The following is a 20,579-nucleotide window of genomic DNA, read 5'->3' as shown; positions in this document are numbered from 1 at the left end:
ATCTAAAAATATGATATTAAATTATTGGTTGGCACTCCCCGAAAGAGAGTGCTAATAAAGAGGATTTAAGGTTTATATATGGGAAGGAGAACAGTCAATGGAAAAAATGCAATTTAAGGCAGAATCAAAAAGACTACTTGAAATGATGATCAATTCCATTTACTCACAACGGGAGGTCTTTCTGCGGGAGTTAATTTCCAACGCAAGTGATGCCATAGACAAAATTTATTACAGAGCACTATCCGACGATTCCTTGCATTTTAATAAAGAGGATTATTACATAAAAGTCGCTGCCGACAAGGAAACAAGAACATTGACAATTTCCGATACCGGAATCGGGATGACAAAAGATGAGCTGGAAAACAATCTTGGCATCATTGCCAAAAGTGGTTCTTTAGCTTTTAAAAACGAAAATGAATTGAAAGATGGTCACGATATTATTGGCCAGTTCGGGGTAGGATTCTATGCTGCATTTATGGTAGCTGATGTTGTAACAGTCATAAGCAGAGCTTTAGGCAGTGACGAAGCATACAAATGGCAATCAGAAGGTGCCGATGGCTATACGATTGAACCATGTGATAAGTCAGATGTCGGGACTGAAATATACTTAAAAATCAAGGAAAACACTGAAGATGAAAAGTATGATGAATACTTGGACGAATATCGTCTAAAATCAATCATAAAAAAATATTCGGACTTCATTCGCTATCCGATAAAAATGGATATTTCCGGTAAAAGGCCAAAAGAAGGCAGTGAGGAATTAGAAGATTATAAGGAAGAACAAATCATCAATTCAATGGTGCCTATCTGGCGAAAAAATAAAAATGAGCTTTCAGCCGAAGACTATGAAAAGTTCTATCAGGAAAAACATTATGGCTTCGACAAGCCCATTAAGCATATTCATATCAGTGTAGATGGTTCCATAAGGTATAATGCAATCCTGTTCATACCTGAAAAAATTCCATTTGACTATTATTCCAAGGAATACGAAAAAGGTTTGGAGCTATATTCAAACGGCGTCTTGATCATGAACAAATGCGGTGATCTGCTCCCTGATTACTTCAGCTTTGTAAAAGGGATGGTCGATTCAGAGGACCTCTCATTGAACATTTCAAGAGAAATGCTTCAGCATGACCGGCAATTAAAGCTGATTGCCAAAAACATCAGCAAAAAAATAAAAAGCGAATTACAGGCATTACTGAAAAATGAACGAGACAAATACACCGGGTTTTATCAATCCTTTGGAAGACAATTGAAATATGGCGTCTACAGTGATTTTGGAAGCAATAAAGAATTGCTGCAGGATCTGCTTATGTTCTACTCTTCCAAAGAAAAGAAACTGGTCACGCTGGATGAATATGTTTCTAGAATGCCGGAGGATCAAAAATATATCTATTATGCTGCCGGGGAATCAAATGAGAGAATAGAAAAACTTCCTCAGACTGAAGTTGTTGCAGATAAAGGCTTTGAAATTTTGTATTTCACCGACGAAATTGATGAATTTGCCATTAAAATGTTAATGAACTATAAAGAAAAAGAATTCAGGTCCGTTTCAAGCAGCGATTTAGGTTTAGAGGAAGAAGACAAAGAGCAAGACTTGCAAGATGAAAATGAGAATAAAGAGCTCTTCTCTTATATGAAGGAAGTATTAGGGGACAAAGTGAAGGATGTCCGAATCTCTAAAAGATTAAAATCCCACCCAGTGTGTCTTTCTGCCGACGGGGAGGTAACCATTGAAATGGAAAAAATCCTCAAGGCAATGCCTGACAATCAAAATATCAAAGCTGACAAGGTGCTGGAAATCAACATTCATCATGATGTATACAGCTCTCTCCAAGCAGCTTTTGAAAATGATAAAGACAAATTAAATCTATATACCAACCTTCTTTACAATCAAGCCTTACTGATTGAAGGCCTTCCGATTCAGGATCCAGTTGAGTTCACAAATAATATTTGCAAGGTCATGGTATAAAACAGCAGCCCCTATCTTTGAAAAGATAGGGGTTTTTCCATCCATTTTTTCAGTCCTAAACTAGTTTTTTTATTTTTATTTGTTCGAACATTTAAATTTCTTTTTTTATGTGTTAGAATTTTCATAGAATAATAGTACTATATTATTAAATAACAGAGGGAAATTGGAGGTCTTACATCATATGTCCGAGACAAATATGAGAAGTGACATGATTAAAAAAGGTTATGACCGCGCTCCACACCGCAGTTTGCTGCGTGCAGCCGGCGTTAAAGAGGAGGATTTCGGCAAACCGTTTATTGCCGTTTGTAACTCTTATATAGATATTGTTCCCGGCCATGTACACTTGCAGGAGTTTGGAAAAATTGTTAAAGAAGCTATTCGCGAAGCAGGCGGTGTTCCATTCGAATTTAATACCATTGGGGTCGATGACGGAATTGCAATGGGCCACATCGGCATGCGCTATTCACTTCCCAGCCGTGAAATTATTGCAGATTCCATTGAAACAGTCGTTTCCGCACACTGGTTTGACGGAATGGTCTGTATTCCAAACTGCGACAAAATCACTCCTGGCATGATGATGGCCGCACTTCGAGTCAACATTCCAACCCTTTTTGTCAGTGGAGGACCAATGAAAGCCGGGGTGGATAAAAACGGCAAACCGCTTTCTTTATCTTCTGTTTTCGAAGGAGTGGGGGCGTACCAGGCAGGGAAAATTGACGATGAAGGCTTGCAGGAGCTTGAACAATTTGCTTGCCCGACATGTGGTTCATGTTCAGGAATGTTTACTGCTAACTCCATGAACTGCCTTGCAGAAGGACTTGGACTTGCACTGCCTGGCAATGGTACCATCCTGGCAGTTTCAGAAAAAAGAAAAGAATTTGTCAGAACTTCTGCAACACAATTAATGGAGCTGATCAAACAGGATATCAAGCCGCGCGACATCGTTACGATCGATGCCATTGATAATGCATTTGCCCTTGATATGGCGATGGGCGGATCTACAAATACGGTACTTCACACATTAGCGCTTGCTCATGAAGCAGGTTTTGAATATCCTGTGGAAAGAATCAATGAAATTGCCAATCGCGTACCGCATTTAGCCAAAATTGCACCGGCTTCTGACTATCACATTGAGGATGTACATAATGCGGGCGGCGTCAGTGCTATTATCAACGAACTTCTTAAAAAGCCAGGAGCCCTTAATGGGGAATGCATCACGGTGTCAGGGAAGACGCTTCGTGAAAATGTTGCCGGAAGCGACATCCTTAATAAGGATGTCATCCGTCCTTTGGAAAACCCTCATTCCGAACGTGGGGGACTCGCGGTTTTATTTGGAAACTTAGCACCTGAAGGCTCAATCATCAAAGTAGGAGCTGTTGACCCGGCTGTTGGCGGATACCACAGAGGTCCTGCCATCTGTTTTGATTCCCAGGAAGAAGCTTTGTCTGGCATTATCAATAAAAAAGTAAAAGAAGGCCATGTTGTTGTCATTCGTTATGAAGGTCCTAAAGGTGGGCCTGGAATGCCTGAAATGCTTGCTCCAACTTCCCAGATTGTCGGAATGGGTCTTGGCGCAAAGGTTGGGTTAATAACCGACGGCCGTTTCTCGGGGGCTTCCCGAGGAATCAGCATTGGGCATATTTCTCCAGAAGCAGCTGAAGGAGGCCCAATTGCTTTTGTTGAAGACGGCGATATCATCGAGTTGGACTTGAACAATCGAACGATTAATTTGGAAATCTCTGATGAAGAATTCGAAAAACGGAAAGCGAATTGGAAAGGTTTCGAATCAAAAGTGAAAAGAGGATACTTGGCACGCTATTCCAAGCTTGTTACAAATGCCAGCAATGGCGGTGTCATGAAGTTCTGATAGTAAGCAAAACAGCAGGAGGTTCTCCTGCTGTTTTTTATTTTTTACGAAATCCTTCCTGCTTTAGTGAACAGGATACAATTTTTGTCATTTCCAAATTATCAAAATTATCGAAAATGAAGTCTTGCATTTCATGAATGAAACAGGTAATATTATTCACATGCTGTGTAAAAAGCTTTATTAGAAAAATAAATTATCAAGCTTTTATTGTTTGTTTTATTATGTAGGGGGAAAGATACATGCAAAAAAAATTGCCTTTTTCATCTTATTTTGTCATTGGAGTTATGCTGTTTGCCCTATTTTTCGGGGCGGGCAACTTAATATTTCCGGCATCACTTGGGCAGAATGCCGGGTCAAACGTCTGGATGGCGGTGACTGGATTTTTAATTACCGGGATAGGATTGCCGTTCCTTGGAATATTGGCTATGGGTGTATCTGGAAGTCGCAACCTTCAGGAGCTTTCTGGCCGTATCCATCCGCTATACGGGATTATTTTCACCTCCCTTCTTTATTTAACTATTGGTCCTTTTTTTGCCGCTCCCAGAACTGGAGCAGTCGCATATGATATCGGGGTGGCACCGTTTGTAGGCTCGGAATTTAATCAGGCTGGATTATTGATTTTCACTGTTTTATTTTTTAGTGTCACGCTATGGTTCTCCTTGAATCCGGACAAGCTTGTTGACCGTGTCGGAAAAATATTATCACCTGGAATTATTATACTCCTATTAATCCTTCTGGCTATGTCGATTATAAATCCTGTTGGCTCCGTACAAGCTCCCCAGGATGCCTATGCTTCCGGAGCCTTCATGAAAGGTTTTACGGAAGGATACAATACCATGGATGCTCTTGCTTCTCTGGTCTTTGGGATCATTGTTATTAATGCCGTCCGTTCAATGGGTGTTACTACTAAGAAAGGGATCCTTCTCGCGACAGCCAAATCAGGAATGGTCGCAACCATATTTTTAGGCATTATCTATGTCGGCATTGCCTACTTAGGTGCAACCAGTACGGGTACCTTCGGACTTCAGGAAACGGGAGGGCCGGTGCTCAGTGAAGCATCTTCCTATTATTTTGGCCGTTTCGGCACCATGATGCTGACCATAATCATTACGCTGGCATGTTTGACTACAAGCATCGGTCTGATGTCAGCCTGCGGGGAATATTTCCACATGTTAGTACCGAAAATCAGCTATAAAAAGTTCGTGCTTTTCTTTTCTGCATTATCCTTTATCGTCGCAAATTTTGGTCTTGCAAATATTATTAACTTTTCAATTCCAGTACTGATGCTTTTATATCCTTTAGCCATCGTTCTGATGCTGCTGACATTCTTGTCGCCTTTGTTTAATGACTCGAGACTTGTTTATGCTTCTGCTACGGCTGTTACCTTCATGATCAGCCTGATAGATGGGCTAAAAACGTTCTGTCAGCTGTTTGAAATCGAGTATTTTGGCTGGATGAAACCAATCGTCACTTTCTATGAGTCTCACTTGCCTCTCTATAACGAAGGATTAGGCTGGCTTCTCCCTATCTTAATCATCATTCTTTTGACTGGTATTTATGCGCGTATTGCAGGTAGGGTTATCAGCAGGTACGAAGAACAAAACTAAGCAGTGAATTGATCGTTTAATAATCATTTTTAAAGCCGGTCTCTTAAAAGAGCCGGCTTTTTCATTTTGTGGCTTAGATTTTCGGGAAAAAGGGTTCATAGCGTGGATTCCAGTAAAAAGGGGGTCTTGGTCCAATTTTAGGCAAAAGATAGGGGTGAGAATTCTGATCATATAAAACCCTCTCTTTCTCGGTTGAATGGGAAATCAATAAAAATTGTACCTGTGGATGATATAGCATTCGTCCATTCCTCCTTCTTTTCTTTATAACACAGTCTATTCATTCTACTAAGCCTGAGTCATTGCATTATATGGTCTTTTCGGGTATAGAAACATGCACAATAATAGCCCAAAAACATAATGTATTTCTGAAATGGTTTCTTCAAGGAGGATGGCCATGCCGAAAGATGATGAAAGAAAACGAAGAGATATAGCTTCAGGTCAGGAATATCCCTTGTACCCTCACTATGGAAAGATCACGCGTATTGAAGATATTCCTCTTACCGTTCCGGAGCAAAGGCAGCTCCGGCAGCCTGGCGTTGAACAAAAGATGGTTCCGCGCCCCATTATTGAAAACCCGCACTATTCCGGAAGCGGAAAATTAAAAGGGAAGACCGCCCTCATTACAGGTGGTGACAGTGGAATCGGGGCAGCAGCAGCTATTGCCTTTGCAAAAGAAGGTGCCGATGTTGCCATTTCCTATTTAGATGAGCACGAGGATGCCGAGCGAACTAAGAGGAGAATAGAGGAACTTGGACAGCGCTGTATATTGCTTCCAGGGGATTTAAGAATTAAGGAACAGTGTATACACATCGTGGAAGAAACGATTAGGAATTTCGGAAAGTTGGATGTCTTGTGCAATCATGTTGGCATACAGTTCCAGCAGCTAAGCTTGCTGGATATCAGCGATGAACAATTTGATGATACATTCAAGGTAAACGTTTACTCCCATTTTTACACAACACGGGCCGCTCTCCGTCACCTTAAAACTGGCAGTTCGATCATCAATACAGCCTCCGTGGTCGCCTACTATGGAAATGAACAATTGATTGATTATTCGACAACAAAAGCAGCGAATGTTGGTTTTACCCGGGCACTGGCAAATAACCTTGCAAAGAAGGGAATCCGTGTAAACGCAGTTGCCCCAGGAAGAGTATGGACCCCTCTTATTCCTTCCAGCTTTTCTGCAGACCAGGTGCCGCTGGTGGATAACCCGATGCAGCGCCAGGCACAGCCATTTGAACTGGCACCAGCTTATGTATTTCTTGCTTCTGACGACTCCCGATTTGTTACCGGACAAACTCTGCATGTGAACGGCGGAGAAATGACTTCATCGTAAAATAACACACCTGCTTCATATTATGGCGGGTCGGTTTTCCCGCCTATCTATTTATTTTCTTAAAAATAGTTAGTTTGTTTTGTTTTATCGTCAGGACAAAGACTGGGATCATGGGAACCTGCCCGAAACAAAGCTATCGATAATTGTCCAGCCTTTATACCTAAAGGATTCTAGAAGAAAAAATCTTCGGGGTATGCACCTTCGTTCCACTGGAGGCATTTAGTCGCAGAGGATTCAAAAGTATTTGTATTGAACTTAAAGGCAAGGATCGAAACAGCATAAAAAAAATATATCGATCAAATTTACATATTGTTCAATGTGTAATACTATTAAAAGATTCAAATTCATTAAAAGGAAGAAAAAATGACATCCACGAAAATATATATCCGCGAATGGCAGCAGGCGCTCCAAAAGGAAATTAATTACTTGAAAAAATATGGAGGAAACAGGTATACCATAATGAATGGGCGTTTGGTATCAAACGATGTCCATTATACCTACTACTTTGACACCACCTCTTTTTTAAGGGTTCCCATTGGCGCAACAATCAGACTCGAATGGGGCAGCATGAAGAGCAGCGGACGGGTTCTGTCATCCGAGGGGAAAGGACTCATCCTCGAACTTGAAAAAAGCTTTGGGGATTTAGTTCCTGAAGCGGTGTTGCTGCACGACCCCTGGGAGCTCCTCGAGCACCTCATCCAGCGACTGGATGAAATTAAGAAAAGCAAAAGGAAAAGGCTCAGGATAAAAAATGTAATGGAACCATCCATGGATGCCAGGCATCCGGCGGACAAAATAAAGAGCAATGTCCACGAACTGATTTTACGGTCAAAATACAACCCAGTGACCTTTGTTTGGGGGCCGCCGGGCACAGGGAAAACCTATACACTTGCAAGAACTGCGGCAAATAAGTATTTTCAGGATAAACGGGTGCTGATTTTGGCTCATAGCAATCAGGCAGTGGATGTTCTGATAGGGGAAGCAGCAGCCTTTATTGAACAAAAGAATCGTTTTCGCGAGGGGGATGTTCTACGCTACGGAGGACAGGCCGCAGAGGGAATTTTGTTTCAAAACTCAATTACGTCCAAGCAGCTCCTCGAGAAACAGGATCCACTGCTTGCAGCAGACAAAGAAAGACTGTGGGAAGAAAGACGAATGATAAAAAATGATCTCTCCACATCCTTCAGCAAAAGAGACTCCGATGAGCTATTGGAGATTGAAACGAAACTCGCCAGGATCCTCGAAAAAATCAGGCAAAAAGAAACCGAATTCCTGAACGAAGCCTACATTGTAGGAACCACTTTGGCTAAAGCTGCAATGGACAGTTCCGTCTATGAAAAGGAATTTGACCTGGTTATTGTGGATGAAGCGAGCATGGCTTATGTTCCGCAGGCTGCCTTTGCTGCGAGCCTTGGCAAGCGTGTCATCATCTGCGGTGATTTTAAACAGCTTCCTCCGATTGCGTCAGGCAGGGATTCCCTTATTACGAAGTGGCTTAAAGAAGATATTTTTCACAGAGCCGGAGTGGTCGACTGGGTAAAAGATGGGGAACTGCACCCACATCTCTTCCTGCTTAAAGAACAGCGACGGATGCACCCTGATATTTCAGCCTTCACAAACAAGTATATCTACCATTCTCTTGTAGGCGACCATGAAAGTGTCAAAACCAGCAGGAATCAAATCGTAAATCAAAAACCTTTTCCAGGCAGGGCCTCATTACTTTTAGATACGAGTTTTTCAGGCAAGCACTGCATGAGCGAGAAAACATCTCAATCAAGGTATAATCTCTGGCAGCTGCTTCTGTCTTTCCAGTTAATTCATGAATCCTATCTTGGCGGAGCAACATCAATCGGATATATGAGTCCGTACCGGGCACAGGCCAGTTTAATGGAGCTTCTTTTGAATGATTTATACGAAGACGAACAAAGCCAGGCAGATATCACGGCTGCAACCGTCCATAAATTCCAGGGAAGTGAACGTGACATCATGATCTTTGATAGCGTCGATGATGCCCCGCAAAGCAGGGCAGGGATGCTTCTCACAGGGAAAGACAGCGAACGATTGATCAATGTAGCGATCACGAGAACAAGAGGGAAGTTTGTCCATGTTGCGAGCCATCATTTTATCCAGAATCATGTTTACCGAGGAAAAACTCTTCGCCAGCTCGCCGATTATCAGGCAAATAATCAACAAAGAGTAACAACAAGTGACATCGGAACCTGGATTCAAAATCAGCATTCCAGACTCAACTGGGTTCATGCCAAAAAGCTGGAGAGGATCTTTATCGATATTGAAAACGCAAGGTCCTCACTTATTATTTCACTTCCCCAAAAAACAGGACTAACCAGGGAATGGAAGGAAAAACTACTCAATAGAAATAAAAGAGTGGATTTGACCATTCTTTCCTCAGGAACGTGGGAGGAGCTCCAGCCCAGTCGAAATGAGGAGGGTTCATTTCCATTCCCTTTCGTCATGATTGACAACAGTATTCTCTGGCTTGGACTTCCACTGGAAGGAGCCGATCAAGTGCTTCCTCCATATGTCGCGGCCAGATTGAATTCCAGGGCCATTAGCGAGTATTTTTTAGGGCAGATTTCTCTTTTGGAAAAATAAAACTGTGGAGGAAAAGGATCTGAATAATGACCGAAAAGTGAGGAAAAACATGGAGGGGTTAGAGGTTATACCACCAGCCATTAAAGAAAAAATTGACCATGAAGTGGACGACCTAAAATTCACCAAAAATTTCCGTTCAGCGACTGCTGAAGAATGGTATCTATTTCTTCCAAGTTATCGCGATCCTCAATCAGGCGGTGCGGCAGGGAAAGCGATCATCCATTACGATTTATATGGCAATCGAGATATTTACATCAATACCACGATAATTTTCGACGATCCGGAGTTGTATATATCGACACTGCATTCGCTTGTCTACGCCATTGCCGACGAAATCGTCAATCGCCTTGTAGGTTACGCGGACACCCTTTTATCGGTCCATGCGGGAGAAAATTCCTATCAGGCTGTTTATCGCTCATCGGAAAAGTGATTTTACAGACCGAACGGTGTACATACTGTCGGTCTTTTTTGTTTTTTAAAGGAAATAGAAAACCGATTTCAAATTACTCTAGCCATGAGCAGTCTGAAATCGGTTTGCCTATTTTTTAAACGATCATTGATAAGGGAACTGGGAGGAATAGTTGCTAAATTGTTTGTGAGCTTGATCAATTTTTTGCTGTTCTTCAGCTTCTAGTTTGTACCAGCCATGCTGGAACATCATATTATACATTTCACGGCAGCTGTCATGTGTTTCTTTGAGGATTTGAACCATATCGTTGTAAAGCTGTTCATGACTTGCTTCCCGAACGGCAATATTCAAGCTGTCGGTTAAGTATTTACAAGTGCTGAGCCCATCATTCAAAAAATCCCTATCGTTCATTTCGGGGCTTTTCACTTTTGGCAATTCACCCGTCTGTGGATTGGCAATCTTGCTAGTGTTTTGGGATTGCTGATTTTGCATGAAATGACCTCTCTTCTGAATTAATTTGGCTTATTTGTATTAGGCAGGCTGGACATGGCAGCGTTGTTATCAACCTGAAAGTGGATGAGCAGCCGTTCAAAGTGATCCTGATGCAATTTCCCGGCTTTATCAAGGGCTGCCTTGATTTCTGGATTTTCTGCATGTTCGGCCAGAAAATGAAACTTTTTAAAAGCCAGGAGCTCCCAGGATAGAGCATCCTTTAAATAAAGAATATCCTTTGTCGTAATAGCCCTTGGAGGATAAGGAATCTGTGCTTGGGTTTGGTCCATATTTTACCTCTCCTTACTTTTATGATTTCACACATTCTAGGTTTAGCAAAGAGGGTAAAAGTTATGCTAATTATGCCAGTAACAGCCGTCAGTGGCAGCGTATGTTTGGATAGCAGACTAAGCTGGTTTGTCCAGAGGTTTTACTTGAACCATCATTTCGAAAACCCTGCTCTTAGGTCATGCAATTTATTTTTCCCTCTGCTAGGACACCAACAGTGTATTTTAGACATAGGATTGACACGAGATTGAAGTCGGCCTGTACGAGGAGACCTTTGTTCTTGAGGTATGTAATCCTAAGGGAGTTGAAAGGGTTCTAATGGAAGTCATGCTGGCAGGATGTATTCTCCCATCCAAAATACAATTTTTTAAATCCGGGAACGAGCGAAAATGGAGAATGCCGAAAACCAACATCCCACTTCAGTATGCCGGAAGACAAAGAGGTCAAGACGATGGCTGAGGATATTAAAAATCGATTAATGGAATGATGCATAAAAAAAGCTTTATGATACTAAAAAAACACCAAACTAAATTCTTTTCAGCCTGGTGTTTTTTTAGTATGATAAAGTATGAAAAATAATCGAAAAAATTAGATTTTTAATTGGGATGAGAACAATCAACCTATTTACAATATACCTGTCATGGTATATTATTAACTTCGGAAAACAGATAAAGACTCGGGGGTAATGATGATTACTGCGATTGCTTTGCTAATTGTTTTGCTTGTTGTTATTTTGTATACACGCTATTTTCCTGTTTTCGGTGTTCCTTGTAAGGATCTTGCCAATGGACAGAATAAACATACAAATACGATCGTCGATATAAGGGATTATAATGTCTCCACCAAAAATCCAGTGAATGGAGCAATCGTTATCCCGACTGCTTACCTTAAAAGGTTTTCTGATGAGATTCCGTCTAAGGAAGTCCATATCGTTGCCGCCAACCAGCTGGAAAAGAACGTTGGAGTACGTTACTTAAGGAAAAAGGGGTTTAAAGTGAATGGATATACCCTGACTGACTGTCAGTGCCAGTAAGTAATCCAACCTAAAGAGAAAAATTATAGAATTATTCCATTGGAGTGGCATTCTTAAAGGGTGCCACTTTTTATTCGGCTAATAGGACTTCATTGAAAATTTTTAATAATTAGAACCAAAATGGCAAATACCCATTGTACGGACCGGATATTTTTGGTAATATAGATTTCCATTTCACCGCTGTTAACGATCGTCACGGCATAATTTCGAAAATAAGGGGAGAAGTTCATGACATCGAAGCAGCACCCGGATTTACATATCGAGGAGGAAAGACTCGATTTTACCAAACGTTATATTGAGGTCATTGTAAAAACGGCAGAGACAAGCAAGGATCAGTTCAGGAGGATCATGCAGGAGATGTTCGGCGATGAAGACTGGCAGGAATCAGGAAGGTATACAGAATTACTGACAACGGCCAACTTTTTTGATATGTCGAAGGCTGAGCTGGAAAATTTAAAAAAAGCACGAGGCAAGCCTTATTTTGCCCGAGTAGATTTTACCAGGGATGAAAATCAACAAGAAGAGGTCCTCTACTTCGGGAAAACTTCCCTGTATCAGCGAGAAAGCCAGGAACAAATCATCGTTGACTGGCGTTCACCCATTGCCAACCTATACTATGAAGGCCGCATTGGTCCCGTAGCATACGAGGCTGAAGGCGAACACTTCTCAGGAAACATCTCTTTGAAGCGCCAGTTGATGATTGAAGAGGGTGAGCTGACTGAGATCCGTGACATTGATTTAACCACCACGGATGAGCTGCTTCAGGACTCCCTGGCTAAAAGCTCCAGCAATCGGTTGACTGAAATTGTCTCAACCATACAGGAGGAACAGAATAAAATCATCCGCGCTGACCTAAACAAGCCGATCATTGTCCAAGGGGCAGCAGGAAGCGGAAAAACAACCATTGCCCTGCACAGGATTTCCTATTTTATTTATCAATACAAGGAGACCTTTGATCCCAGGGATTTAATGATCTTAGCCCCAAGCCGTCTGTTTATCGATTATATTTCTGAGGCTTTGCCCGAGCTAGGTGTGGAAAAAGCAAAGCAGTTCACTTTTAGTGAGTATGTTCAATTCGCCATTAAAAAGAAATTAACCATTGTTCCCGATAAAAAACTCATCCAACTGCTTGAAAATAAAAGCGAGGAGACCCAAACTGCAGCATGGGCCTCAGGCATTAAAGGCTCGTCTACCTTCAAAAAGGTATTGGACTACTTTGTCGGAGAAATTATCACTCGTTTTTTTCCAAGTGAGGACTTCTACTGCGACAAATACCGGCTGTACTCTTCGAAGAAATTTAAGAAGCTGCTGGTTGATGAGTACTGGTATTTACCGGTCTATGCCCGAGTCGATAAACTGAAGAAAATCCTTCAAAGCCAGGTGAGATCCAAGAAGAAAATCATGCTTGCCCGGATAACGGATACCTATGATCAAAAAATACAGTCAGCATTGGATAAGAAAGGCAATCCGGCTGTGCGGAAAGAATATGTGTCAAAATGCCTGGATAAAAAAGCAGAACGGACAGCAGATATCCAAAAAGCAATTTCAACCTGCGTAAAACAATACTTTAAACACTTTGAAAAGAAAACAGTCCTGGAGTATTATCAGGAGTTATTTTCCAATCCCGAAAATCTGGTGACTTTTAGCGAGGGCGGTATCAATATAGAGGAAGCTCACAAACTTTGCAGGTATCAAAGCGGCCTTTTCATCAAAAAGAACTATGAACTGGAAGACCTGGGCCCGCTGCTTTATTTGTATGCTTTATTGTTTGGAGTGGAGAAGGATAAACGCGCCCGCAACATCGTGATTGATGAGGCGCAGGATTATAGCTTCATGCAGCTTCAGGCACTCAAAACCGCTTCCGATACAGATATGTTTACTCTTGTGGGCGATTTGGCTCAAGGAATTTATTCTTACCGGGGATTGGAGGACTGGGAAGAGGTCCATCACAGCATCTTTCCCCGGGCCACCTATACGGAGCTAAAGAAAAGCTATCGAACAACAGTCGAGATTATGAATGAAGCCAATAAGCTGCTTGAGCTTTTGCCTTATCGGTTTCCCCAGGTAGAACCGGTGGTCCGCCATGGGGATCGACCAAAATTCATTCAAAGAATAAATTCGGAATGGGGCGAAAGGTTACTGAACGAAATGAAAACCATGAAGGAACAAGGGCTTCGGACATTTGCTGTGATTGGTAAAACGGCAGGAGATTGCCGGGAAGCTTATCGGGTTCTGCAGGAAATGGATGAAAAAGTTACCCTTCTGGAAGAAGAAGCTTCCATTCCGAAAGACCAGCTCGTCATCCTGCCTTCGTATCTTGCTAAAGGGCTGGAATTTGACGGGGTGTTTGCAATTTCTCTTAATGAAACCTATTCCAAACAAAACGATCTGGATATTAAACTTCTCTATGTTGTCATGACAAGACCTCTCCATCGTTTATATTTTATTGGGGAAAAAGCAAGTGATTTTTTATTTGAAGAGTAATAATAGCCTTAAGCGGTCCTGTTCTAAGGACCGCTTTTTTCGCTCGTATAATTTCAATTTGTTCGGGAAAAGTGTAAGCATGAAAGGAGTTGGCTAAGGTGAAGAATAATAGCGGAAAACAAAATCAACAGCCGAGTATCGCTCCAGGAATGGATGACTCCGAAGAACTGGGACAAAAAGCATCACAATCTGATCGGCAAAAAGGCGAATACACCGAGGTGACAAATCTTTCCTTCGATGAAGTAGATCCGAGCTGAAAAGAATAAGGATTTTTCCTTTAAAATCAGGGAAACGTAAACATTCAGGTATATGCAAAAATGGGGGTGAGGCAATGGAACAGGATTCAATCCGAGACCTTGTTACCGTTGAAGATGATCAGGGCAACCTCTTATCTTATGAGGTTGAGGCACTCTTTGAAATGCAAGGAGAGTCATATGCCCTACTAAGATCCAATGAAGAGACAGTGCTGATGCGTGTGGAAGAGGATGGCAAGGAACAATATTTAGTGGGACTTTCGGACAAGGATGATAAGGATGCAATTCTTGATGCTTATCAGGTAGCAGTCGATGCAGCTCCTGCTGAATAAAAGTAGAGGTGAATACCTTTGAAGAATCACCGTAAGAGCAATCAAAAACACTCGGAAACAAATGCCATTAAAAATACCGATAAAGGGCTCCGAATTATTGGAAAGGGAGATGCTAACCTTTCCCCGGATGCAGGAAAACCTTTAATCTAATAAAAGAAGAGCTGATGAGAATGAAAGTCAGCTCTTTCCTATTTGGAGGATGCCTATGGACCGTACCAATCAGATGGCCAGGGAGCTGGAGAATATGCTTTCGGCCGGCGAAATTGATACAGATATTAAGGATGAAATCAAATCCGTGGTTGATGATTTGAAAACGGGAAGTAAAACACTCAATGATTTCTATTCAGCGAGTACTCCCCATAAGCTTTTAACCATATTTGATATCGTGAATCAAAGAGTTAAAAGATAAAATGTTTCTAACGCCCGGCCTGCCGGGATGTACTATCCTTTATAGGCAACACTCATACTGGTCCGCGGCCGGGCCGACTTATACCATTGTAAACAAAGGATAAAAATAATCATTAGTTCAATGGCATCCCCGCCATAGTACATAAGCATGCCTCCAAGCTCCGCCTGGGCTCGCGGCACTCCTGTTGGAGGGTTGGCATAAATCCATTTTGACAGAATTCCATGGCCAGCAAGGGATAAGATTAAAACAGCTGCACGGTGCCCAAAGCTGAAACGATTAGAAACAGGATCTATATAAATCATTGCCGCTGTATATAGGTAGCCGGCCAAGAAGATATGAACATGTACGAGGAGGTATAGAGAAACACTTTGGTGCATAGAACCATACAGGCTTGTTGTGTAGAGCACCCACAGGCCGCCAATATTGAGAATGGATGCTGCAAGGGGGCTGCTGACCAAATGAGTCAGCCTCCTTCTGAGAAAGCAGGACAATTGCCGTGCCATCCTGACAGGAAGCGTATGTAGCACTAATGTCACCGGGGCACTTAGAACTAGTAAAAAGGGAGCCAGCATTCCGAGCAATAAATGGCCGCCCATATGCCATGTAAATTCCGTATGTGCTTTTTCTCCCACAGGCCCCATGATGGAAGCACCGATGCAAGTAACCCCCAGGCACCAGAAAAGCGTACGGTGAATGGGCCATTTTTTATACTTCCGGCTCGAACGGTTAGCAGCAAGTAGATAAAAAAAGATGACCAGGATCAGAAAAAGGCCCAGAACCAAATGAACAAAAGGAATTAGACCGCCATGAATATGGTGCTCATGATGATTCATTAGTCTTGTTTCCTTTATTTTGCTGAGATTTGCTTCGGGAACGAGAAAGAAGACGGAAGCCGATAATGACGCTGGCCAATGCAACAGCGTTCCATATCATGTCATATGGAAGGATATCAACATTGTACCGGATTTGGTGGATCCGCATCACCTTATGCTGGACCGTGCCATCATATAGCTGGAAAAGGCCGTAACCAAGGAAGACTCCCCCTAGCCACCGCAGAAAGTTCAGTGCACTTTTCCTCCTAAGGTCCGCGAACATAAATAAAGAAGCAATCGTTGCAAACCAGCTAAAAGCATGGAAAACCCCATCTGAGACGAGTCCTAATGCGGTAGTGGACTTATCATAAAAATGATGCCAGTGCAGGAGCTGATGGAAAACCGTTTCATCGATAAATGCAGCCAATCCAATCCCAAACAGGACACCCGAAAATAGATTCCGTTTCAAAAGGTTTGCTTGATTATGAACAGACATAAAACCCTCTCCTAATCACAAAGATTCCATTCTTACCTTCTCCATTTTACCCTCCATTTCTCATTGACAATCAAGAAACGTTAAGATCCTGTGCTGATGAACGGATAAACTGCATATTCCAGAGAGTTTAAACGGATATTAAAGAAAAAAAGGAGCTGCTAGAATATGAGTGATTGGAATAAACAAGGCGTTCCAAACAATAATCTTCAGGCTGAAACCATAAAGACTTCCAAAATAATAGGCAAAAAGGGGTTAAACACACACGAATTCTCCGAGGAACTTTCTGACGGCGGGGAAAGGGACGAAGTGATCGAGAAACAATTGAGGGAGCATCAGCCCGGAATGGGATAAGTCGGCGAACCCGGCTTTTCTCGCGACCTCCTTGAAACTAAGTGAAAGGGCAAAGGACTAATTTTTGAGAATAGGGAGAGTAAAGAAGGACAATGCTGAAGTATTGTTCTTTTTGCTTGGAAAAATCCGCACAAGCATCTTCTGATAATGGTGACGTTTCATTGTGATAGAATATTGAAATGCCTGACCGAAAAAAGGAGTGCTATCACATGTCACAACACGATTTTACTGCCGGTTCGATTGCCAAACATATGTTTTATTTCTCTACCCCTATCATGCTGACCAACCTTTTGCAGGTATCATATCAATTCATTGACAGCCTTTGGATTGGAAACCTGCTGGGTGGGAATGCACTTGGAGCCGTTACCATATCGAGCACCGTTATTGTCACAATGCTTTCGTTCATCATCGGAATCAATCATGCAACACTGACGATACTCTCCCAGCAGCGCGGGAGGAAAAATGACGAAGGATTAAGATCATATCTTAATGCGCTTGTAGTCGTATTATCCACCCTATCTGTTTTGGCAGGAACAATTGGCTATTTTTTCTCTGAATGGATATTAATGATGCTGGATACTCCTGCGGAAATGATGGCAGGCGCAGCTGCTTATCTCCGGATAAATCTAATCGGAATCCTTTTCCTGTTAGGCTACAATTTTATCAGCACTGTGTTGAGGGCAATGGGCGACAGCAAAACACCGCTGAAATTCGTCATGGTGGCTGTTCTGCTGAACACTGTGCTGGATCCCGTATTCATCTCCCTGTTTGATATGGGAATTGAAGGAGCAGCGCTGGCGACGATTCTCTCACAGGGTTTATCATTCTTGCTGGGTGTTGTTTATACGATTCGCCGGAAACTTGTTCTTTTTACTCTTCCGTCAATTCCGAATAAAGAAGAGGTGTTCCTTATTCTAAAATTAGGGATTCCTTCGGGTTTACAGATGATGGTGATCCATGCCGGTGTATTGGCCATCATGAGCGTGGTAAACAGTTTTGGAAAAGATGTAGTGGCTGGTTTTGGTGCATCCCAGCGAATTGACAGTCTCATCACTTTGCCAGCCATGGCACTTGGGACTGCTGTCAATAGCATGGCAGGGCAGAATATCGGCGCGGGCCGCTGGGACAGGGTTCGGCAAATTGCCATCTATGGGGCCATTTATAATTTTACCATCATGCTGCTCATCGCCATCCTTGTATTCTCTTTGGCAGAATTTTTAACTGCACTTTTTATCCAGCAGAAGGAGGCCGTGTTATTTGGAAAGGATTATTTAAAAATCATCGCTTTCTTCTATCCATTCATCGGTCTGAACTTTATCTTGAATGGGATAGTCAGAGGGGCTGGAGCCATGTATCAAATATTGGTTCTTAACCTTATCTCTTTTTGGATCCTTCGTTATCCGTTAACCCTTATCGGTTCTGAATGGCTGGGCCAAAACGGTATTTCGCTCGGAATGGGCATCAGTTTTGTTCTAAGCAGTGTTATCTCGTTTGTTTATTTCAAATTTGGAAAATGGAAACAGAAAAGCCTGTTTACCAAGAAAGCAGCAGAATAACATTCACACAGGTTTGGAATGAAAATCCTGCCTCCTGCAAACATTATGATAAATAGTAGAAACGGACGGGGAATCTGCATGATCGTTGGAAGCCATGTAAGTATCAGAAATGGATATTTAGGGAGTGCACAGCGAGCGGTTGCCAACCATGCATCCGCTTTTCAATACTTTCCAAAGAACCCGAGAAGCCTATCCATAAAGAACTATGATAAGGAGGATGCTGCCAGCTGCAAAAAATTCTGTAAAAAGCATCAGATTCAATCGGTTGCACACACGCCATACTCAACAAGCCTAACACCCCCTGAGGAGAAGGCTGAGATGACCATTCGTTCACTGCTGAATGATTTGGAAATCGCCAATGACTGCGGATCGATTGGGGTGGTTGTCCATTATGGTAGCCAGATCAGCAAGACAGATCCGCTGGCCAGCTATCACTTAATGCTGAAAATGTTAAATGCCGTCCTGAGCCAATGGAACGGAGAGTGCTTGATTTTATTGGAAAATAATGCAGGAACAAAAGGGGCTTTAGGCACAACTTTTGAAGAATTGATACAAATACGGAGTCTGTGTGACGATCCGGGAAAAATCGGATTTTGTTTTGATACCTGCCACGCTTTTGCAAGCGGACTGTGGGACGGCACCAATACGGATGCATTAATAGCGAAGGGCGAGGAGCTAGGCTATTGGGAACATTTAAAGGTGGTTCATCTTAATAACTCAAAATATCCAACTGGTTCTAAAAAGGATCGGCATGCAAACATCTTTTCTAATGGTTTCATTCAACATAAGGAGCTCGATTCACTGGTCACATCGCCATTATTTAAAGATGTTCCTTTCATTCTGGAAACTCCAGATGATGAAGGCATCTCCCATAAGGAGGAAATTGACAAGATCCTTGAAACATGGGGAAGGTAATATTAATTTTTAAAAGAGCGAAAAAGGCAGGATAGTCTGCCTTTTTCGCTTTATTTACGGCTTTTATCTTTTTTTCCATTTTGCCCATATCGCAGGTGACCCGAGTCTGTTTCTCCTTTTTGTTTATTTATCTTACCGCCCAGGCTTACATTCGGGAAACTTTCTTCTTTTTCATTCATGCTTTTCACCTCCGGGTGATTAGTATGTTCCTTGTCCCAAAAATTTATGATGAAAGAACAGATAGGGACAAACTTTCAGACAATAGAGTTTATTCCCATATTTTGCCCTGAGCCCTGCTATTTCTTCTTGAGAGAGCTTCAGTTGCATTCACCGCCAAATGTCAACGCTTACACTTACTTTATGGCCCTTATGCTTATGACTTTCCCAGATCCCCTTGATTCTATTTATGAGCATGTTAGTATAAAAACGGTAAAAACAGAACAAAAATACGAACAGTTACGGGAGTGTTGAGATGTTAAAGACGAAAAAAATTGCTTTTCTAGGTGCCGGATCGATGGCCGAAGCCATGATCGCAGGCATTGTCGACAGTGGATTAATTTCGCCCAGTCAGGTAATTGTAACCAACAAAAGCAACAGTCAGCGACTGGATGAGCTTAAACGCAAATATGGAATAAAAGGACTCCACAGAAATGACATCCCTTTTGATGAAATGGACTTAATCATTCTTGCAATGAAGCCTAAGGATGCTGAGAATGTATTAACATCACTGAAACATGAGTTAAATCAAGATCACCTTATTCTATCCGTTTTAGCCGGAATCTCTACCTCATTTATGGAAAACCATCTGCCCTCAGGACAGCAAGTGATCCGTGTCATGCCTAACACATCCAGCATGATAGGAGAATCCGCAACAGCGATGTCCCCTGGAACTCACACCACACAAAATAACACCAAACTTGCAAAAGAGCTGCTTGAGTGTATTGGTAAAGTCTTTATGATCACAGAGGATCAAATGGATATTTTCACTGGCCTGGCAGGTAGCGGACCAGCCTATTTCTATTATTTAATGGAGCATATGGAGCAGGCAGGGGTGGAAGGCAGCCTTGATATGGAAACAACCAGGGAAATTATTGCGCAGACAGTCCTGGGAGCGGCACGAATGATTATGGAGCAATATGAAGATCCTGGAGTCTTAAGAGAGAATGTCACTTCTCCCAATGGGACGACAGCTGCAGGGTTAGATGCTTTAAGCCGCAATGGCGGGGGAAAGGCTATTGCGGCGGCCGTTCTGAGTGCAGCCAAAAGATCGAGAGAGATCAGTTCCGACCTTGAAAAAGGGCAAAGCAGCAAACTGCAAACTGTGTAAAAGAAACGGACAGATAAACTAAATCA

At 42.3% G+C, this 20,579-nt stretch carries 22 protein-coding genes; 16 read left to right on the top strand and 6 right to left on the bottom strand.

The features are described from left to right. Nucleotides 1-97 precede the first annotated feature (97 nt). The 3 genes from htpG (at nucleotide 98) to brnQ (ending at nucleotide 5,446) form a co-directional block, all read left to right on the top strand. Entirely contained in the window at nucleotides 98-1,972 is a 1,875-nt protein-coding gene (gene htpG / locus EV146_RS07370) for a molecular chaperone HtpG (RefSeq protein ID WP_132004047.1), read from the top strand. Between the two features lie 181 nt (nucleotides 1,973-2,153). Next, nucleotides 2,154-3,839 carry a dihydroxy-acid dehydratase gene (gene ilvD, locus EV146_RS07365; RefSeq protein WP_132004044.1) on the top strand — a complete coding sequence of 562 codons (1,686 nt, stop codon included), beginning with the start codon at nucleotides 2,154-2,156 and terminating at the stop codon, nucleotides 3,837-3,839. 239 nt (nucleotides 3,840-4,078) lie between these two features. After that, on the top strand, nucleotides 4,079-5,446 hold the full coding sequence (gene brnQ / locus EV146_RS07360) for a branched-chain amino acid transport system II carrier protein (RefSeq protein WP_132004041.1): 1,368 nt from the start codon (nucleotides 4,079-4,081) through the stop codon (nucleotides 5,444-5,446). Between the two features lie 73 nt (nucleotides 5,447-5,519). Here brnQ and EV146_RS27470 read toward each other — a convergent pair whose 3' ends face one another. After that, entirely contained in the window at nucleotides 5,520-5,684 is a 165-nt protein-coding gene (locus EV146_RS27470; protein ID WP_181215924.1) for a hypothetical protein, read from the bottom strand. Nucleotides 5,685-5,840: 156 nt separating this feature from the next. Here EV146_RS27470 and EV146_RS07355 point away from each other — a divergent pair, with 156 nt between their 5' ends. The 3 genes from EV146_RS07355 (at nucleotide 5,841) to EV146_RS07345 (ending at nucleotide 9,825) form a co-directional block, all read left to right on the top strand. Further along, complete coding sequence (locus EV146_RS07355) at nucleotides 5,841-6,782, top strand: SDR family oxidoreductase (RefSeq protein WP_132004037.1); 942 nt, start codon at nucleotides 5,841-5,843, stop codon at nucleotides 6,780-6,782. 363 nt (nucleotides 6,783-7,145) lie between these two features. Further along, a complete protein-coding gene (locus EV146_RS07350) occupies nucleotides 7,146-9,395 on the top strand; it encodes a DEAD/DEAH box helicase (protein WP_132004034.1) in 2,250 nt (749 codons plus the stop codon). Nucleotides 9,396-9,444: 49 nt separating this feature from the next. Next, nucleotides 9,445-9,825, top strand: coding sequence for a hypothetical protein (locus EV146_RS07345; RefSeq protein ID WP_132004032.1), 381 nt, complete (start codon nucleotides 9,445-9,447; stop codon nucleotides 9,823-9,825). A gap of 123 nt (nucleotides 9,826-9,948) precedes the next feature. On the opposite strand, the gene EV146_RS07340 is transcribed toward EV146_RS07345, so the two are convergent. Together EV146_RS07340 and EV146_RS07335 are read right to left on the bottom strand one after the other, a co-directional pair. Further along, nucleotides 9,949-10,296 carry a spore coat protein gene (locus EV146_RS07340; protein ID WP_121612939.1) on the bottom strand — a complete coding sequence of 116 codons (348 nt, stop codon included), beginning with the start codon at nucleotides 10,294-10,296 and terminating at the stop codon, nucleotides 9,949-9,951. A 20-nt stretch (nucleotides 10,297-10,316) separates the two neighbouring features. Next, complete coding sequence (locus EV146_RS07335) at nucleotides 10,317-10,586, bottom strand: ferritin family protein (RefSeq protein WP_132004029.1); 270 nt, start codon at nucleotides 10,584-10,586, stop codon at nucleotides 10,317-10,319. Between the two features lie 683 nt (nucleotides 10,587-11,269). Here EV146_RS07335 and EV146_RS07330 point away from each other — a divergent pair. The 6 genes from EV146_RS07330 to EV146_RS07315 all read left to right on the top strand — a co-directional run bounded on the left by EV146_RS07330 (nucleotide 11,270) and on the right by EV146_RS07315 (nucleotide 15,096). After that, nucleotides 11,270-11,617 carry a rhodanese-like domain-containing protein gene (locus tag EV146_RS07330; RefSeq protein WP_132004026.1) on the top strand — a complete coding sequence of 116 codons (348 nt, stop codon included), beginning with the start codon at nucleotides 11,270-11,272 and terminating at the stop codon, nucleotides 11,615-11,617. A 228-nt stretch (nucleotides 11,618-11,845) separates the two neighbouring features. Next, complete coding sequence (gene helD / locus EV146_RS07325; RefSeq protein ID WP_132004023.1) at nucleotides 11,846-14,101, top strand: RNA polymerase recycling motor HelD; 2,256 nt, start codon at nucleotides 11,846-11,848, stop codon at nucleotides 14,099-14,101. 98 nt (nucleotides 14,102-14,199) lie between these two features. Beyond that, complete coding sequence (locus EV146_RS26860; protein ID WP_158287034.1) at nucleotides 14,200-14,358, top strand: hypothetical protein; 159 nt, start codon at nucleotides 14,200-14,202, stop codon at nucleotides 14,356-14,358. Nucleotides 14,359-14,432: 74 nt separating this feature from the next. Then, entirely contained in the window at nucleotides 14,433-14,687 is a 255-nt protein-coding gene (locus EV146_RS07320; protein WP_132004020.1) for a DUF1292 domain-containing protein, read from the top strand. Between the two features lie 18 nt (nucleotides 14,688-14,705). Beyond that, a complete protein-coding gene (locus EV146_RS28110; protein WP_257535573.1) occupies nucleotides 14,706-14,837 on the top strand; it encodes a hypothetical protein in 132 nt (43 codons plus the stop codon). A 55-nt stretch (nucleotides 14,838-14,892) separates the two neighbouring features. Further along, nucleotides 14,893-15,096 carry an RNA-binding protein gene (locus EV146_RS07315; RefSeq protein WP_132004017.1) on the top strand — a complete coding sequence of 68 codons (204 nt, stop codon included), beginning with the start codon at nucleotides 14,893-14,895 and terminating at the stop codon, nucleotides 15,094-15,096. A 32-nt stretch (nucleotides 15,097-15,128) separates the two neighbouring features. Here the strand turns inward: EV146_RS07315 and EV146_RS07310 are convergent, their stop codons facing one another. Then, entirely contained in the window at nucleotides 15,129-15,929 is an 801-nt protein-coding gene (locus tag EV146_RS07310) for a cytochrome c oxidase assembly protein (RefSeq protein ID WP_132004014.1), read from the bottom strand. Beyond that, entirely contained in the window at nucleotides 15,916-16,404 is a 489-nt protein-coding gene (locus tag EV146_RS07305) for a DUF2243 domain-containing protein (RefSeq protein WP_132004011.1), read from the bottom strand. Before EV146_RS07305 ends, EV146_RS07310 begins: the two co-directional genes overlap by 14 nt. Before the next feature lie 165 nt (nucleotides 16,405-16,569). Between EV146_RS07305 and EV146_RS07300 the strand changes: the two genes are divergently transcribed. From EV146_RS07300 to EV146_RS07290, 3 genes are all read left to right on the top strand, one after another. Next, a complete protein-coding gene (locus EV146_RS07300) occupies nucleotides 16,570-16,755 on the top strand; it encodes a hypothetical protein (RefSeq protein WP_132004008.1) in 186 nt (61 codons plus the stop codon). Nucleotides 16,756-16,964: 209 nt separating this feature from the next. Continuing rightward, nucleotides 16,965-18,311 (top strand): MATE family efflux transporter, encoded by a 1,347-nt coding sequence (locus EV146_RS07295; protein ID WP_132004005.1) that lies wholly within the window; start codon nucleotides 16,965-16,967, stop codon nucleotides 18,309-18,311. Between the two features lie 18 nt (nucleotides 18,312-18,329). Then, complete coding sequence (locus EV146_RS07290; RefSeq protein ID WP_241993843.1) at nucleotides 18,330-19,226, top strand: deoxyribonuclease IV; 897 nt, start codon at nucleotides 18,330-18,332, stop codon at nucleotides 19,224-19,226. A 50-nt stretch (nucleotides 19,227-19,276) separates the two neighbouring features. On the opposite strand, the gene EV146_RS28105 is transcribed toward EV146_RS07290, so the two are convergent. Next, entirely contained in the window at nucleotides 19,277-19,405 is a 129-nt protein-coding gene (locus tag EV146_RS28105) for a hypothetical protein (protein ID WP_258235986.1), read from the bottom strand. Nucleotides 19,406-19,698: 293 nt separating this feature from the next. Between EV146_RS28105 and proC the strand changes: the two genes are divergently transcribed. After that, nucleotides 19,699-20,553 carry a pyrroline-5-carboxylate reductase gene (proC, locus tag EV146_RS07285; protein ID WP_132003999.1) on the top strand — a complete coding sequence of 285 codons (855 nt, stop codon included), beginning with the start codon at nucleotides 19,699-19,701 and terminating at the stop codon, nucleotides 20,551-20,553. The last annotated feature ends 26 nt before the right edge of the window (nucleotides 20,554-20,579 follow it).

Source organism: Mesobacillus foraminis, from assembly GCF_004340465.1.
In the GTDB taxonomy this organism is placed as follows: domain Bacteria; phylum Bacillota; class Bacilli; order Bacillales; family Cytobacillaceae; genus Mesobacillus_B; species Mesobacillus_B foraminis.
This window is presented reverse-complemented; position numbering and strand designations above follow the sequence as displayed.